This is a genomic window from Paraburkholderia sp. A1BS-2L (assembly GCF_051125205.1).
In the GTDB taxonomy this organism is placed as follows: domain Bacteria; phylum Pseudomonadota; class Gammaproteobacteria; order Burkholderiales; family Burkholderiaceae; genus Paraburkholderia.
Genome location: NZ_CP120430.1, coordinates 491,025 through 507,111, shown reverse-complemented (window position 1 = coordinate 507,111; position 16,087 = coordinate 491,025). Strand labels below are relative to the sequence as shown.

At 62.1% G+C, this 16,087-nt stretch carries 14 protein-coding genes; 11 read left to right on the top strand and 3 right to left on the bottom strand.

Annotation, left to right across the window (positions count from 1 at the left end; translation table 11 throughout):
* Positions 1-262 precede the first annotated feature (262 nt).
* The 5 genes from P5W98_RS26845 to P5W98_RS26825 all read left to right on the top strand — a co-directional run bounded on the left by P5W98_RS26845 (position 263) and on the right by P5W98_RS26825 (position 7,725).
* The gene (locus P5W98_RS26845) at positions 263-2,476 is read left to right on the top strand and encodes a penicillin-binding protein 1A (protein WP_421027766.1); all 2,214 of its coding nucleotides are present in this window, start codon (positions 263-265) and stop codon (positions 2,474-2,476) included.
* Between the two features lie 303 nt (positions 2,477-2,779).
* Positions 2,780-3,037: a PAAR domain-containing protein gene (locus P5W98_RS26840; protein ID WP_421027765.1), complete on the top strand. Its 258-nt coding sequence runs from the start codon at positions 2,780-2,782 to the stop codon at positions 3,035-3,037.
* Between the two features lie 2 nt (positions 3,038-3,039).
* Positions 3,040-5,880 (top strand): type VI secretion system Vgr family protein, encoded by a 2,841-nt coding sequence (locus tag P5W98_RS26835; RefSeq protein WP_421027764.1) that lies wholly within the window; start codon positions 3,040-3,042, stop codon positions 5,878-5,880.
* A complete protein-coding gene (locus tag P5W98_RS26830) occupies positions 5,877-7,076 on the top strand; it encodes a hypothetical protein (protein WP_421027763.1) in 1,200 nt (399 codons plus the stop codon). Before P5W98_RS26835 ends, P5W98_RS26830 begins: the two co-directional genes overlap by 4 nt.
* A gap of 1 nt (position 7,077) precedes the next feature.
* On the top strand, positions 7,078-7,725 hold the full coding sequence (locus P5W98_RS26825; RefSeq protein WP_421027762.1) for a hypothetical protein: 648 nt from the start codon (positions 7,078-7,080) through the stop codon (positions 7,723-7,725).
* Positions 7,726-7,955: 230 nt separating this feature from the next.
* Here P5W98_RS26825 and P5W98_RS26820 read toward each other — a convergent pair whose 3' ends face one another.
* The gene (locus P5W98_RS26820; protein WP_421027761.1) at positions 7,956-8,855 is read right to left on the bottom strand and encodes a LysR substrate-binding domain-containing protein; all 900 of its coding nucleotides are present in this window, start codon (positions 8,853-8,855) and stop codon (positions 7,956-7,958) included.
* A gap of 239 nt (positions 8,856-9,094) precedes the next feature.
* Between P5W98_RS26820 and P5W98_RS26815 the strand changes: the two genes are divergently transcribed.
* The 3 genes from P5W98_RS26815 to P5W98_RS26805 are packed head-to-tail and all read left to right on the top strand — an operon-like array spanning position 9,095 to position 12,153.
* A complete protein-coding gene (locus tag P5W98_RS26815; RefSeq protein ID WP_421027760.1) occupies positions 9,095-10,276 on the top strand; it encodes a branched-chain amino acid ABC transporter substrate-binding protein in 1,182 nt (393 codons plus the stop codon).
* 43 nt (positions 10,277-10,319) lie between these two features.
* Positions 10,320-10,889 (top strand): L-2-amino-thiazoline-4-carboxylic acid hydrolase, encoded by a 570-nt coding sequence (locus P5W98_RS26810; protein ID WP_421027759.1) that lies wholly within the window; start codon positions 10,320-10,322, stop codon positions 10,887-10,889.
* Positions 10,882-12,153 (top strand): Zn-dependent hydrolase, encoded by a 1,272-nt coding sequence (locus P5W98_RS26805; RefSeq protein WP_421027758.1) that lies wholly within the window; start codon positions 10,882-10,884, stop codon positions 12,151-12,153. Before P5W98_RS26810 ends, P5W98_RS26805 begins: the two co-directional genes overlap by 8 nt.
* Positions 12,154-12,332: 179 nt before the next feature.
* Here the strand turns inward: P5W98_RS26805 and P5W98_RS26800 are convergent, their stop codons facing one another.
* Positions 12,333-12,695 carry a COG4315 family predicted lipoprotein gene (locus P5W98_RS26800; protein ID WP_421027757.1) on the bottom strand — a complete coding sequence of 121 codons (363 nt, stop codon included), beginning with the start codon at positions 12,693-12,695 and terminating at the stop codon, positions 12,333-12,335.
* A 345-nt stretch (positions 12,696-13,040) separates the two neighbouring features.
* Here P5W98_RS26800 and P5W98_RS26795 point away from each other — a divergent pair, with 345 nt between their 5' ends.
* Genes P5W98_RS26795 through P5W98_RS26785 form a run of 3 tightly spaced genes read left to right on the top strand, consistent with a single transcriptional unit; the run spans position 13,041 to position 15,366 of the window.
* Complete coding sequence (locus P5W98_RS26795; protein ID WP_421027756.1) at positions 13,041-13,919, top strand: aromatic ring-hydroxylating dioxygenase subunit alpha; 879 nt, start codon at positions 13,041-13,043, stop codon at positions 13,917-13,919.
* Positions 13,920-13,928: 9 nt separating this feature from the next.
* Positions 13,929-14,420, top strand: a complete 492-nt coding sequence (locus P5W98_RS26790) for a Rieske 2Fe-2S domain-containing protein (RefSeq protein ID WP_421027755.1) — start codon at positions 13,929-13,931, stop codon at positions 14,418-14,420.
* Entirely contained in the window at positions 14,326-15,366 is a 1,041-nt protein-coding gene (locus P5W98_RS26785) for an FAD-binding oxidoreductase (protein ID WP_421027754.1), read from the top strand. The genes P5W98_RS26790 and P5W98_RS26785 overlap by 95 nt, the downstream gene beginning before the upstream one ends.
* 16 nt (positions 15,367-15,382) lie before the next feature.
* Here P5W98_RS26785 and P5W98_RS26780 read toward each other — a convergent pair whose 3' ends face one another.
* Complete coding sequence (locus P5W98_RS26780) at positions 15,383-15,916, bottom strand: cytochrome b (RefSeq protein ID WP_421027753.1); 534 nt, start codon at positions 15,914-15,916, stop codon at positions 15,383-15,385.
* Between the last annotated feature and the right edge of the window lie 171 nt (positions 15,917-16,087).

Genomic DNA, 16,087 nt, shown 5'->3' with positions numbered 1-16,087 from the left:
TGTCGGCCGCCAGAGCGAATCGCGCCGGCATCGAGCCTGCATGACCTCGCGCGCCTCGCGTGCTGCGTAAACGAAACGAGGTGTCGAATATTCCGCGCGCAACCGGCGTTGCGCCATTGAAACCGGAATGGAAACAAATGTAATCATCTGTTAGCGGCCCTCGCAAACTGCTGTTTTAGCGTCAGTGCCCCGTTTTCGCTTTGGTACGATCCCGCCTTTCGTTTATCGCGCCGATCTTCGCGCAGTTCTTCATTCAGTCACCGTGAATCCCCCGCCTGGATCGTTTTTTCGTGACCTCTGCGCGCGATGGCTCAAGCGTGGTCAGTCGCTTGCCGCTCGCGCCGGCGTAAAAGCTCGCGGCGTGTTTGCGGCCGCGTTGCACGGCCTGCGCCACCCGACGCGCCGTGGCGTTGTGCTGGCGCTCGCCGCCGTGCCTTTGCTGCTGCTCGCGTATGTGCTCGCGCTCATCCCGCTCACGCCGAACATCGGCGATATTCGCAAGGCCCGCGTCGATCGTCCCGCACTGATCGTGTCCGCCGATGGCGATCGCCTCGCCGAGTTCAAGCCCGTCAATCGCGAATGGGTGACGCTCGCGCAAATCTCGCCATACGTGGTGCAGGCGCTGATCGCGACCGAGGACCGCCGTTTCTATCAGCATCACGGCATTGACATCCTGCGTGTGGCGCCTGCGGCGCTGCATACGTTCTCCGGCACGCGGCAGGGTGGCTCGACCATCACGCAGCAGCTCGCGCGCAATCTGTACCCCGATGAAGTGGGCCGCGCGCCCACCTTGACGCGCAAGCTCAAGGAAGCCATTACCGCGCTCAAGATCGAATCCGTCTACAGCAAGGACCAGATTCTCGAGACGTACCTGAACACCGTGCCATTTCTCTACAACGCCTATGGCGTGGAAATGGCCGCACGCACGTACTTCGGCAAGTCTGCCGCACAGCTCAATATTCTGGAAAGCGCAACACTGGTTGGCATGCTGAAGGCCAATAGCGCCTATAACCCGGTGCTCAATCCCGAGCGCGCGCTGGAGCGGCGCAATACGGTGCTCGGGCAGATGGTGAAGTTCGGCAAGCTCAAGCCGTCCGACTGCGCATGGCTCAAGCGTCAGCCGCTTGGTGTGAACTTCGAAATCCAGTCTGAACCCACGGGCGCCGCGCCGCATTTCGCGGCGCAATTGCGCCGCTGGCTGATCGGCTGGGCCGACCGCAACGGCTACGATATTTACTCCGATGGGCTAGTTGTGCGGACAACCATCGATTCACGGCTTCAGGACATGGCCAACCAGGCGCTTGCCTGGCAGACGAGCCAGTTGCAATCGATCGCCAACGCCGCCTGGAATACGCGCACGGGATGCTGGCCGGGCAATGGCCTGTTCCAGTCGTTCATCAGGCAGACCCCGGAATACCGCAGTGCGCGCGACGCGGGGCTCTCCGATCCGGCGGCGATCAGAAAGCTCGCGATGGACGGCCCGTTCGTCGATGCGTTGTGCCACAGCAAGACGCAGATTCAGGCCGGGTTTCTAGCGATTGACCCGCGCAACGGCGACATCAAGGCGTGGGTCGGGAGCCGCGACTTCCGCGACGAGCCGTTCGATCACGTGCAGCAGGCGCGGCGTCAACCGGGCTCGACGTTCAAGCCGTTTGTCTACGGCGCGGCGTTTGCCGATGGCGCGCAGCCGGGCGACACGATCGTCGATCGCAATGTGACCATTGCGTCGAAGGGCAATGCGGTGTGGCGGCCGACCGACGCCGAGCCGCCCACCGGCCGGCCGATGTCGCTGCGCGACGCGCTGGCTTTGTCGCGCAACCGCGTAACGGCGCAGCTCATGCAGCGCGAAGGCCCTGCGAAGGTCGTGGCGTTGGCGCGCGCGATGGGCGTGCGCGAAAGCCCGCTCGATGCGGTGCCGTCGCTTGCGCTGGGCACGAGCCCGGTCACGCTCAAGGAAATGGTGTCGGCGTACTGCACGATCGAAAATCGTGGCGCGTATATCGAGCCGCGCATGGTGACGCGCATCGAGGACCGCGAGGGCAACGTGCTCGCCGATTTCCCGGCAGCGCGGCCGGAGCGGGCGCTGCCCGCCAGCGCGGCACTGAAGCTCGTGGATGTGATGCGCGATGTCGTGGACCGAGGCACCGGTACCGATATTCGGAGCCACTTCGGCATTCGCGCGGACGTGGCCGGCAAGACCGGCACCACCCAGGACAATACGGATAGCTGGTTCATCCTGATCCATCCCGAACTGGTTGCGGGAGCATGGGTGGGATTCGACGACGCGCGCGTGACGCTGCGCAACGATTATTGGGGTGAAGGCGCGCATAGCGCGTTGCCGATGGTGGGGGCGTTCTACGACATGGCGCTACGTGCGCAGGTGGTCGATTCGCACGCGCAGCTTGCGCCGCCGCGCAAGGTAGCGCGCCAGAGCAGGCCACGGCCGCGACATCATTTCCTGTTCTGGAGTTTCTGAGGTTCTTCGCGCGACCAACGCGCCTTCACCGACTCCAGCAGCCATTGCGCGAGCCGCTGTGCGCCCTCCGGCACCGATTCGAGGCGGTTGAGCTGACACCGGATGCGCCTCGGCTGTGCGATGACGATCATTTTGTGGAATGTCAGAGGAGGGAGACATTTCACGGGCATTTACGCGCCCTGAGTTTTAGTTCGGCCGATTTTCGGATTTTTCGTGTTCCAGGCGAAAAATAGCTCGTAAAGGATAAGCGTCTGCCGACAACGCAAGTTGCCGCCATTCCTTGTCCTTTGGAGGCCGGAGCCGATGAGAGACGCAACAACGGGGCGCGATGTCGCGCGCCTGGGCGATACCACAGACCACGGCGGCGAAGTCATTCAGGCCGCGCCCAACCTCACACACCAGGGCATACCCGTCGCGCTCGACGGCCACCTTGTGCGCTGCCCGAAGTGCGGTGGCGACTTTGCAATTGTCGCGACGGGCGGGCGCACGCACGGCGGCGTACCGGTGGCGTTCATCGGTGACACCACAACGTGCGGCGCGACATTGCAGAAGGGAACCTGAGCATGTGGTTCCCCAGGAAGTACAACACCCCCGTACGCATGCACGGCCACGCATTGCCCGTACGGGAAATCACCCTGCAACACCGCAGGCGGGAACAGGATTACCGCGAGGATGTCCTGCTGCCGCGACGCATTACAGGCCATGAAGCTATCGGCCAGCTTTTCGAATATCGCATCGAAGCGGTCAGATCCGTTCCCCACCCGGAGTGGTTTGCAACCGACGAATTCGAAGTCGATCTCGATGCCATCAAGGGCTCGGCCATCACGCTGACGTTCAAGGATGTTTTCACACGGACACGTGACTGGCGTGAGCCCCGTGACCGTGAACGCACGGGCCTGCGCGAAATCACCGGTATGGTCGCAGAGGCCGGAATTCTGGACATCGAAGGAAACGATGTCGTCTATGAATTCGTATTGCGCCCGCAATGGTGGTGCGCGACGCTGCGCAAGAACTCGCGCATCTTCATCCACACGGATATCACCAATATCCTCTGCACCATCCTTAAGTCGTACAGCCACGATATCGATTTTCGCTGCGGCGAGCACCCAACTCCCCGGCGCGATTTCATCCGGCAGGCATGGGAGACGGACTGGGACTTCTGCATGCGCCTGTGCGAGGAATTCGGCTATCTGATCTGGTTCGAACACCGTGAAGGCCGCCATTTCCTTGTCATTGCCGACAGTATCCGTGCCTGCAAGGCGCAGACCCCGCCCTACGCGACATTGTCTTACCGTCCCAAAGGCGGGCATCTCGACAGGGAATATGTCACGCATCTGTCCTGGCGCACGTCGGTTGCGCTTAACAGGGTCGTGGTCCACGACCACAGTTATATTTCGCCGCGACTGAGCGCGAACAGCGCGCCGTATCGCGAGCAGCACAGCATCAGGCATGGAGACGGACAAGAGTACGTCTTCGACTGTGAACGAATCGAATCCTACGAGCCGGCGGAGTACGCACAGCCGGAGACCACCCACTACCGCACAGAGCCGGTGGAAAGTCCGGGACCCCAGGAAGCGAAGGTTTGGCGCGAGGAAGCGCAGCATCTCGCCCGCGTGAAGCTCGAAGCCGCACGCTGCGGGCGCATGCGTGCGAAGGGCCGCGGCGCGCTGCGCGGCATCGAAGCCGGCAGGACGTTCACGTTGACGGATCACCCACACGCCGGAGCGAACGACACGTATTTCGTGCTGGATTGCCGGATCGATATCCGCAACACCCAGGGACGGTCGTCGAAGCTGGACGGCGCAGCAGCGAAGTATGAGTTTGAAGCGCAGTTCGAACTGCACCCGACGCGCGAGCCGTATCGCATGCCGCAGGTCACGCCGCGTCCACGCATCGACGGGTACGAACATGCGGTGATTGTCGGATGGGAACAGCATCCGATGACGGTCGATGCCTATAACCGTGTGCGCATCCAGTACGCGTGGGACCGCGAGGGCAACCATCACGGGAATACGTCCATCTGGGTGCGCCTCGCGCTGCCCTGGCAGGGGGACGGCATGGGCGTCGTCATGCACGGGCGGCCCGGTCAGGAAGTGCTGGTCGCGTACGTCAACGGCGATCCTGACCGCCCTGTCGTTGCGGCGTTCGTGCCGAATCAGGACAACATGCCGCCGTGGAAACTGCCGGATAATCGTGCGCTCACCGGCATCGTGAGCCGCACGCTCGGCAACGGCGGCGCATCAAACCATCTTGCACTGGACGACACGGACAATCGTCAGCAGGCGCAACTGGCATCGGATCATGGCAAGAGCAGCCTGAGTCTGGGCTATGTCACGCGCATCGCAGGCAATGAGGGGCGGCAGGATGCGCGCGGCGAAGGCTTCGAACTGCGCACGGACATGCGGGGCGCGGTGCGCGCAGGGTTGGGCCTGATTATCACAACCATCGCGAAGCTTGGCGCAGCGGGCAAGATACTGGACATGCGTGAGACCATCGCCCGCCTCACGCGTGCGCGCGACATTCACGAGCGCCTGGCGCAGCAGGCGCAGCGACATGGCGCGCAGGACGCTGGCAGCGATCAGTCCGGCGTGACTGCGAACATGCAGCGCGACAACGCCGAATTGCGCGGCAAGCCTTCGGTCAGCACGCGCCCGGGCGGGGACGATTTCCCCGAGTTCGAAGCGCCGCACCTGACGATTTCGAGCGGGGCGGGTATTCAGACAGCGGCGGCAGGCAGCACGCACATCGCGAGCGACGAAAACACCGCGCTCACCGCGGGCGGGCATGTTTCCATCGCCACGGGCAAATCGTTCTTTGCATCGGTGCGCGAGACCATCGCGTTCTACGCGCAGAAAGCCATATCGCTTGTCACGCCGGGGTCTGTGCGTATCACGTCACAGACCGACACCCTGGACATGATCGCCCGGAAGGTCATCACGATCCTGAGCGAGCAGGACGAAATCTGGCTTACAGCAAGACGCCTTGTGTTCAACGGTGGTGGCTCGCAACTAGTGATCGGCTCGGAAGGCGTAATCGGGAAGACGAATGGGGCATTTCTTGTTCATGCGGCTTCTCACGCTACGGATGATCCGCAGGACGTACCAGTCAAAACGCCGATTACGAATATCGCCGACGCAAAAGTCGTCGACCACTACGTCTTGCCTGACGATGGTTCCGGCCTGCCGATAGCGCACCAACGCTACCGGATCACGCTTCAGGATGGACAACTCATCGAAGGAACCTCCAGCGAGAAAGGCGAAACTTCATTGGTATTAGGCGATGAAATGCAGATCGCAGAAATTGAACTCTTGCGAAAGGATGGCTCGTTATTGTCGGCTTACCGTCCCATGCTGGCAAAGACAGTGAAGACCGCTTTTAATTCTTCAGGGAGCACACAGTCATGAGCAACGACCGCAACGCAGACAACGCGGTAGTTCAGAAAGTAGGTCCGTACACACTGGAAAAGGTGAAGCCAGGGGTAACTTCCGCCGGAATTGAACCGACCTATGCCACGTGCACGCCGGAAAGATGGGGCATGCGCTACTCCGACCGTGACCCTGAGCGAAAGGGACAGCTTATGTATCCGCTCGCGCGCGACTACGCGAAAGCGATGCATTCCCTGCTGCTCAATCAAATTCAGTGGGGTGGCGCCTATTTCGGGCCGACCGATATAGCGCCTGCGCTTAAACTGACGTGGCCAATAGATAAAGAGCAATTCAAGAATTTCCACACCCTGATCAAACCTGTTATGACTGGCCCGCTGACTAATCCGGCTGGTGGATTTGGAATTCCATCTGAAACAGTACCACAAATTATTTCGTATCGACCTGAGAATTCTCTTGAGCGGGGTTCGTTCTCGCCTTCCGCGTGGACCATGCAATTAAATCTTTCATCACTGGAAGATACATTCAAGATAAAGCAGGTGGCGACCGATGTTGCGGGGCGCGTTAGCCAAACTAAAGAAATCGCTGAATTCGCTGATACGATTTACCACGAATCCCGGCATTGTCAGCAAAATTTCTGGATTTACGCACTGATCGCCCGGCACCCTGATAACTTCGAGGATATTCCGAATATTTCAAAGTGGCCGGATCTTACGAGCGGAACGCAGGCGAAATCATCCGAACTCGCTCGCGCGGCCGTCCGCCTGGCGGCGCAGCAACCGGTACCGGAAGATACGGCAGCGCTCATTAGCCTCAAGCGGATGGCTGTTGGCATGTATCTGCAAACGTTGGTGTTATGGCGAAAGACGCCCTATATTCCGCCCTATCTTGCGGACATGGCTGCTTTGGAAGCTGAATACCAGCGTGCGCGCACGGTGGCCAAGAATCTTTTGCAACACGTAGGTTTGGGAGGAACTCCAATTGATATCGATGCAATGGTGGAAACGCCGTCTGGCTGCCGACGCGACTACAGCGGGAGACCCTGGGAGAATGATGCATTCTTCTGTGGCGACATGGCTACAGCCTACTGGAAAGCGAAGATGGGTTTGCTTCTCAAGACTTTCCCGGCAGACCAGTGTAGCCGCGCTTACGAGTTTGATTATGGCCACAGTGACCGCTGCGAGTTTTCCTCCAGTCGCACGAGCGGAGGTCAATAACATGACGTATTCACAACAAAAACCGATGACACCGGAGCAACAGGAAGCGCTTCTCCGGTATACAAAAATTGGGCTTCGTTGGGTTCGTGGAGAAATCTCGCTTGATAATGTCATCAAAAATATGGGGATTCCCCAATTTCACTCCGACCAAGATGGAAAAATAGAATACGCGTGGTTTCCAGAAAAAGTAATGTCGGTGAGCTTTATATTTGATACGCGAAATTCTACGGATGGAACGCCATGCGTGAGCGAATTCAACATCCAAATTGAGGATGACGTCTCAACAAATATTCTCTACCAGAACTTCGATGAGATAGGAATGAAACGTATTGAGCGTGGAGAGCGCATCGATAATTTTCGCGTCGAACAAAGCGATTTCGTTGGATATCCATATCTTTTCGACATCTTTGGCGGCACGCCGATTAATACGGTTGTTTTTGGCTATCGCCTGCCATTGGCGGATGACTCCCCCTACGATATTGAGGCCAACATTCGATATCTTGCCGAACTAGCAAGTGAAAAAGGACCGTGGGATATACGCAATGTTCGCAGGGCAGTGGATTTGCGCGAGGTCGAAATCTTTCGTCACTATCTAACGCCTGAGGAGCTGGATAATCGCAAAAGCGCAAGTCCGTGGACCACGCAATGACAAAACGGTTGGAGCCGGTTGGAACATAAAATCGAACGTATTCGCCCCGTACGTCATTCATGCGTTTGCGTTTCATGCTCGCGTATCCATACCTGGCAGGGCGGGCGCGTCGTTACGCTTTCCGCGTAGGGGATGCACCATAACGCAATCCGCATCAATAGCGCGGATCAATCCGTCCACGGCCGCGACATCATTTCCTCTTCTTGAGCTTCTGAGGTCTTTTGGCGCGATTAACGCGCCTTCACCGACTCCAGCAGCCATTGCGCGAGCCGCTGTGCGCCGTCCGGCATTTCGGCATCGGCGCGCCAGCAGAGGTAGTAGTGCCGACCATCGTCGAGTTCGTGGTCGAACAGCTTGCGCAACGCACCCGACGCAAGCTCGCGCGAGACCAGCGGCGCGCGCATGAGCGCCGCGCCCAGATCGGCGAGCGTGGCACTCAAGGTCAGCTGGCCGTCTTCGAAGAGCGGTCCCTCGGTGCGCGCGACGTGGCGCACGCCCATGCTTTGCAGCCAGTTCGCCCACGTGCTGCGGTCCTCATCGTGAACGAGCGGCACGCCCGCGAGATCGGCGGGCTTGCGCAGCGGTCCATAGCGCTGCAAAAAGCGCGGCGTGCAGACCGGCACAACCGCGCCCGACATGAGCGGCGTGCTCGTATAACCGATCCAGTCGCCAGTGCCGAAGCGGATCGATAAATCGGCGGCGTCGCTGCGGTAATTGCGGTGATTCGCGTAGAGCACTGTCACGTCCACGTCTTCATTCGCCGCGAGAAAGTCATGCAGCCGGGGAATGAACCAGCCCATGCCAAAGAGCGGAATCAGACTGATCGTGATCTGCCGCCGCGACGAGCGCTCGCGCACGAAGCCCGTGGCGCTGCGCAGCACCGAAAACGCCGCACTGATCGAGCGATAGTAGTCGCGGCCTTCGTCGGTGAGCACGAGCGCGCGGCCACGGCGAATCGTCAGCGGCGTTTGCACGAACGATTCGAGCAATTGCAGTTGATGGCTCACCGCCGAGGCCGTGATGTCGAGCTCGCGCGCGGCGGCCGCGACCGAGCCATGACGCGCGAACGACTCGAATGCGCGCACCGCCCGCAGCGGCGGATCATCGGCAATTCGCTGAATTTTATTCATGTGTCGAATTATATCGAAAGGTGCGCGGAACGGATGGAATCCAGTTTACCGTTGTAAAGCAGGGATTTAATCGAAGTTATAGGGCGCCGGCATATTGATCGAACCAAACGTAATTTAGACCACGGAACACAACAGACTAATCTTTTTCACTATTCAAGGTTGCGCGCCATAGACCCCGGGATGGGCAGGCATGCGCCTCAATAGCGCCTCAACACACGGGCTTATCAGGATCGGTCGACATGAAAAAGAAAGCTATGCTGTTGCCGGCCGCCGCGCTTGCGGCGTCGCTTTTCACGGGCGTCGCGCACGCCCAGGACGAACAGGTGGTGCTGATCGGGCTTGCCGCGCCGCTGACCGGCGCGTCGGCGCGCATCGGCAGGGATCTGGAAAACGGCGCGCAGCTCGCCGTCGACGACGCCAATGCGAAACATCCGACCATCGCGGGCAAGTCCGTGGTCTACAAGCTCGTGAGCGCCGACGATCAGTCGGACCCGCGCACGGCTGTCACGGTCGCGCAGCAACTCGTCGACCGCCACGTGGTTGGCGTGGTCGGCCACTGGAACACCGGCTGCAGCGTGCCGGCCGCGCGCGTCTATCACGATGCGGGCATCGCGCAGATCGCGCCAGCCTCGACGGGCCATCAATACACGCAGCAAGGCTTCGATACCGCGTTTCGCATCATGGGCCACGACGACGATGGCGGCGCGTACACCGTCGCGTATGCCGTGAAAACGCTGAAGGCGCAGCGCGTTGCCGTGATCGACGATCAGACCGCATTTGGCGCAGGGCTCGCGAACCAGTTCATCAAGGGTGTGCAGGCCAACGGTGGCACGGTGGTCGATCATCAGTATGTGACCGACAAGACGCTCGATTTCAGCGGCGTGCTCACGGCCATCAAGGCGAAGCGTCCCGACCTGATCTTCTTCGGCGGCCTCGATGCCCAGGCTGCGCCGCTCGCGCGCCGCATGCGCCAGTTGCATATCCAGGCGCCGCTGCTCGGCGCGGGCGGCTTCGTGAGCCAGACCTTCCTCACGCTGTCCGGGCCCGCGGGCGACGGCGTGACGGCGCTGGAGCCGGGCCGTCCGCTCGATCGCATGCCGGGCGGCGCGGCGTTCGATGCGCAATACCGTGCGCGCTGGCACGCGCCGATCGAACTGCACGCACCGTTCGCCTATGACGCGGCGGCGACGCTGATCGCCGCTACCCAGCAGGCCAATTCTGTTGCACCGAAAAAGATTGTCGCGGCGCTGCATGCGATTCATCGTGATGGCGTGACCGGCACGATTGGCTTCGATGCGCAAGGCAATCTCGTGGATCCCGCCTATACGATCTATCAGGTGAAGAATGGCAAATGGGCCGTGGTGGATGTGCTTGGCGGCGGCGCGGCCACGAAGACGCTCGCGAAGGCCGCTGCCCGCTGAACGCGATGATGTGACGATGTGACGATGTAACGAGGAGACAAAGATGACACAGCAACAACGCGAAAGCGTCGCGGACGAGACTGGCGTGAACGGCGAGACACTCGGCATTCTTGCGCGCCGGCGCATCGAAGCGGAAATCATCAAGCCGATCTACGAGATCCTCAAGCGCGATTTCGGTATCGAGCGCGCCCAGGCCGTGATTGCCGAAGCCGTGCGCGGCGCGGCGATCGATGCGGGCCGCCAGTTCGCGGCGCGCGAACCGAACGGCACGAGCATCGCGTCGTTCGTCGCGCTGCAGGTGCTCTGGGAAAAGGACGATGCGCTCGAAGTGGAAACCCTGCGCGCCGACGACGAAGCCTACGATTACAACGTGCATCGCTGCGCCTACGCGGAGATGTATCACGCGATGGGCCTCGGCGAGATCGGCCACCTGCTGAGCTGCGCGCGCGATGCCGAATTCATCTCGGGCTACGATCCGCGCGTCGAACTCACGCGCACGAGCACCATCATGCAGGGCGGCAAGCGCTGCGATTTCCGCTACCGCATGCACGATGCGAAGCCGGCCGAAGCCGCTCAATCCGCCAGTTCGGCCGAGGAGCGTTCCGATGACTGAACGCTCGCAACATAGGGCATCGGAGCTGGGCGCGTTGCGTGTGAATGGCGCGCGGCTGTGGGATTCGCTCGAACGCATGGCGCAAATTGGCGCGACGCAGAAGGGCGGCGTGTGCCGCCTTGCGCTCACCGGGCTCGACCGCGAAGGGCGCGACCTGTTCGTGCAGTGGGCGCGCGAGGCGGGCTGCACGATTCGCGTCGACAAGATGGGCAACGTGTTCGCGCGCCGCGCGGGCCGCAATCCCGATGCCGCGCCCGTGCTGATCGGCTCGCATGCCGACACCCAGCCGACCGGCGGCCGCTACGACGGCATTTATGGCGTGCTGGGCGGGCTCGAAGTGATCCGTGCGCTCAACGACGCCGGCGTGCAGACCGAGTACCCCATCGAAGCGGTGATCTGGACCAACGAGGAAGGCTCGCGCTTTGCGCCGGCGATGATCGCGTCGGGCGTCTATGCGGGCGTGTATGCGCTCGAATACGGGCTCTCGCGCACCGACGCATCGGGTACGACGATAGGCGAGGCGCTCGAGCAGATCGGTTATGCGGGCGATGAGCCGGTGGGCGGCACGCCGGTGCACGCCGCGTATGAACTGCATATCGAGCAGGGCGCGATTCTCGAGCGCAGCGGCACGACCATTGGCGTCGTGACGGCCGGCCAGGGGCAGCGCTGGTACGAGATCGAACTCGTGGGCGTGGACGCGCACGCGGGCACTACGCCGATGGACCTGCGCCGCGACGCGCTGGCCGGGGCGGCGCGCATGATCACGTTCGTCGAGTCGCTGGGGCGCAAGTATGCGCCGTATGGGCGCGCCACGGTCGGCATGATCGAGGCGAAGCCCAACTCGCGCAACACGGTGCCGGGGCGCTGCTTTTTCACGGTGGAGTTTCGTCATCCGGACTCGGGCGTGCTAGCCGAGCTCGATGCGCAATTGCGCGCCGAGCTTGCGCGCGTGGCGCAGGAAGCACAGCTTGGCCACACGATCACGCAGATCTTCGACTACGCGCCGGTACCGTTCGCACCCGCGTGCATCGACGCCGTTCGGCGTGCGGCGGTGACGCTGGGTTTGCCGCATGCCGATATCGTCTCGGGCGCGGGCCACGATGCGTGCTATCTCGCGCGCGTCGCGCCCACGGGCATGATCTTCGTGCCGTGCATCGACGGACTCAGTCACAACGAAGGCGAGGCGATCACGCCTGAACGGGCCGAGGCCGGCGCGAACGTGCTGCTGCAGGTGGTGATGGAGAGTGCGTTGGCGGGCGGTTGAGTGGTTGCTCGCGCGGGCGGGGTAGCAGGCTGTCGCGTGCGCGCTTACGCGATTGATGTCATCAGTGCGTGCCATCTTTGCGGTGTTTTGCGGAGCGCTGCATATTCAACGTTCTCGCCACCTGCATGGACCATCCTGCCGGGGGGAAGCCCCCCGGCAGGATAAGGTTAGCAAGGGGTTTAAGGCTTCACGATATGCCAAATACCCTTGACCCCGTCACCGTTCATTTGACCAGGTTGCTTGTCGTTTGCAAAGCGATACAGCGGGCGTCCCTTGTAGGTCCACTGATGCTTGCCCGAGCCGGAGTCGATGAACCCCCAGTCGCCGCCCGGTTTGTCGTATGAATCCGCAACGGCTGCCGGCCACAGCGAGGCGCAGGCACCCACGCAGGCGCTCTTGCCCGGCACCGTATCCTTGTCGAATGCGTAGAGCGTCATCCCGTTGTCGTCGACCACCATCCCGTTCGAAATTTTTGGCGTCTCGGCGTATGTCGACACAACCGGCAAAGTACAAGCCAGGATGCACAACAGAGTTTTGTTCATGTTTTTACTCCTTTTATAGGCGCGGCGCGCGGCATCACCGCGCGACCACGCAGTATGAAAGCCGCAAGCGGGGCACTGCTGCAAGAGAAGGTTCCTCCCTGACTGCGGCAAGTGATAAACGGTTGCCGGCGCGAACTATTCCATGCATCGGGCGAATCTTTTTCGCGGCTGGCAAAAGACGATCACCCGCTCGACGATGACCCGCTCGCCACTGGGCGGCCTTTTCCGAACCCATCGAAATCATTCATACCTCGCATGAAGGAATAGCGTTGGCTGCGGCTTTTTGAAGCCACTACCGTTCCCCCACGGCGCATGCATCGCGCGACCTCGATGGGAGAACAACAGATGGCCATTGAATCGTCCGTTCTGGACGAGTGGTATCCGGTAGCGGTAATAGAGGATGTCGAACCCGGCGTCACGTACCCGACGCGCCTGCTCGGCACGCCGGTCAACTACGCGCTCGACGACATGGGCGCCGTGCGCGCAACGCGCACGGACACGGGCAGCCCTTGCCAGGTACGCCAGCGGCTGCATACCGTGTGGCTCTCGCTGGGCGAACCGCCAGCGGACACGTTTGCGCTCCCCGAATTCGACGAACCCGGCCGGCGCATTCTGGGCGCAGGCTCGTTCGCCGTACATGCGTCCGGGCTGCGCGTGATCGAGAATTTTCTCGACATGGCGCATTTTCCCTATGTGCACACGGGACTGCTGGGCGAAGAGCCGCATACCGAGGTCGCGCCTTACCGCGTCGAACACGAAAGCGGCGAACTATTCGCGCGCGACTGCCGCTTTTATCAGCCGATGAGCGCGGCTTCCGCGCAAACGGGCATCGACGCTCACTATGTGTACCGCGTCGCGCGTCCGTTCACGGCGATGCTGTACAAGACCAGCCCGCAGCAGCCTGCGCGGCGCGACGTCATTTGCCTGTTCGTGCAGCCGGTCGACGAGAGCCGCTGCATCGCCCATACGGTGCTGGTCTATCTCGACGACTCCACCTCGGACAGCGGCCTGAGGCTCTTTCAGCAAACCATCTTCGGGCAGGACCTGATGATCCTGTCCAATCACGTGCCGCGCACGCTGCCGCTCGATCTCGCGTTCGAAATGCCCACGCGCGCCGATGCCATGTCGGTCGCCTACCGGCGCTGGCTGCGCGAGCGCGGTGTTGCTTACGGCACGTTCAGCGCGACCGGCGCTTTGGGCATCTCTTCATCCGCTGGGCATTGAACTTCGATCATGGATCAAACGATAACCTTGCTCCCGCGCGGCTGGCACATGGTGGGCCGCGCCGCCGACGTGCCGTTGCGGCACGTCTTTCACACCCAGTTGCACGGCGTGGAGCTTGCGCTCTGGCGTGCCGACAACGGCACGCTCAACGCCTGGGAAAACCGCTGTCCCCATCGCAGCGTGCGCTTCACGCTGGGCACGAACACCGGCGCGACCTTGCGCTGCCAATACCACGGCTGGCAATACCGCGCGGGCGACGGGCGCTGCACGCATATTCCCGCATCCTTGCAGGGGCAGCCTCCGGCGAGCCTGTGCGCGCGCACGTTCGCCGTTGCGGAGAAAGACAACGGGCTATGGGTCAACTTCGATCCAGCAGCGAAAGACGTCGTGACCGATAGCCTCGATCATGTCGCCGCGCGTGGCGCTGCGCAGCCTGCCGTTCAATGCGCCGCTCCAGGCCGTGGCGGACGCGCTCGCCGCCTACGCGCTTGCGGATGGTGAAGCCGTGCACGCGAGCGTTTCCGTGCGCCGGAGCGGCGAGCGCGTCGGCATTGCGTGGCAGAACGCCGATGGTGCGCATTCGGTCCAGTTCTGGCTGCAACTGGCCAGCGATGCGCGAACGATCGTGCACGGCAACGCGGCTTTCACCGCAACGGCGCAGATCGATCTACCGCGCTTTCACAACCGTTTGCTGAATGCGCTGCGCCGCACGGTGGAGCGCAACACGCACGCGACGGCATCGTTGCGCGAGCAACGTGTTATTCCGATCACGGTGCGTGCGGGCGCGCGGGGTGCTGTAAAGCGCTGGCTGAGCGCAACGGTGCTGAGGCGCGAGGTAACCGCGCAGGACATCGTCGCGTTCGAGTTGAGCGTGCCCGATATCGCCTCGTTGCCGATGGAGCCCGGCGCGCACATCGACGTACAGACGCCCGCGGGCTGCGTGCGCCAATACTCGCTCGTCAACGCACCGGGCGAGCGCGACCGCTTCGTGATCGGCGTGAAGCGCGAACCCGTCTCTCGCGGTGGATCGCGCTCGCTGCACGATGTGCTGGAGGTGGGCGCGCAGATTCTCGTTTCGCCGCCCAAGGCGCATTTCCGCCTCGTGGGGGGAACGCCTGCCGTGCTGATAGCGGGCGGCATCGGCATCACGCCGATTCTCGCCATGGCGGGCGCATTGCAGCATGCGGGTGTGCCGTACCGGCTGCACGATTTCGTGCGTAGCCGCGAGCACATGGCGTTTGCGAGCCGGCTTGCCGAACTGACTGCGCGGCGCATCGTCGGCAATCTGCCGCTGCAGGTGCTCCAGCCGCCCGTGGAAATGGCGCCGTTCACCGTATCGGCGGTCTGGCACGCGCGCCGCCATACGTCGGGCGCGCATCGATGGCTGCGCGGGGAAATCGCGGCGGCAGCCGGACAATTGACTCAGCAATTGGCCGCCGCCGCATGAAGCCTGGGCCCGCCGCTCACCACAACGCCATGCGTTGCACCACGCGATCGCGAATCACGAAGCGATGCAGCAGCGCGGCCGCGACATGCAGGCAGATCAGCGCGAACAAGGCCCACGCGAGAACGCTGTGAACGTCGCCCATGGCATGCCCGAAGGACGACCCCGCAGGCGAGAGCGCGGGCAGCGGCGCCACGCCGAACAGCGTCAGCGGCCAGGCCCGCGACGACGCATTGATCCAGCCGAGCACCGGCACGGCCACCAGCAACGCGTAAAGTGCAATATGCGTGAGCGTGGAAATGGTGCGCAGCGGCTGCGAGAGTTCGCTTGCGGGCGGGGGCGGGCGATGCGTGGCGCGCCAGAGGATACGCAGCGCCATGGCGGCGACCAGCGTGGTGCCGACGATCAGGTGCGCCGCAATCAGACCGACCGGCTGGGTATCGCGGTGAACGTCGGGCATCGTCCAGCCCAGCACGAACTGTGCGCCCACGAGCGCCACGACGAGCCAGTGAAGAAGACGCGCGGGCGCATCGTATCGTAATGGGGTATGCATGGAGACCTCGACGCAAGAGAGTGAATTCGAGCACCAATTGTAGCCGCCGACCGTTAACTAAAGATTAAGAGGGGACGAACCGTTAGTAAGAAGTTAATCTTTTCGTCAGAAAACACTGCTACGCTCGGTTAACCGGCGAATGGCGAACGAACCGCGGACGAACCAGATGGG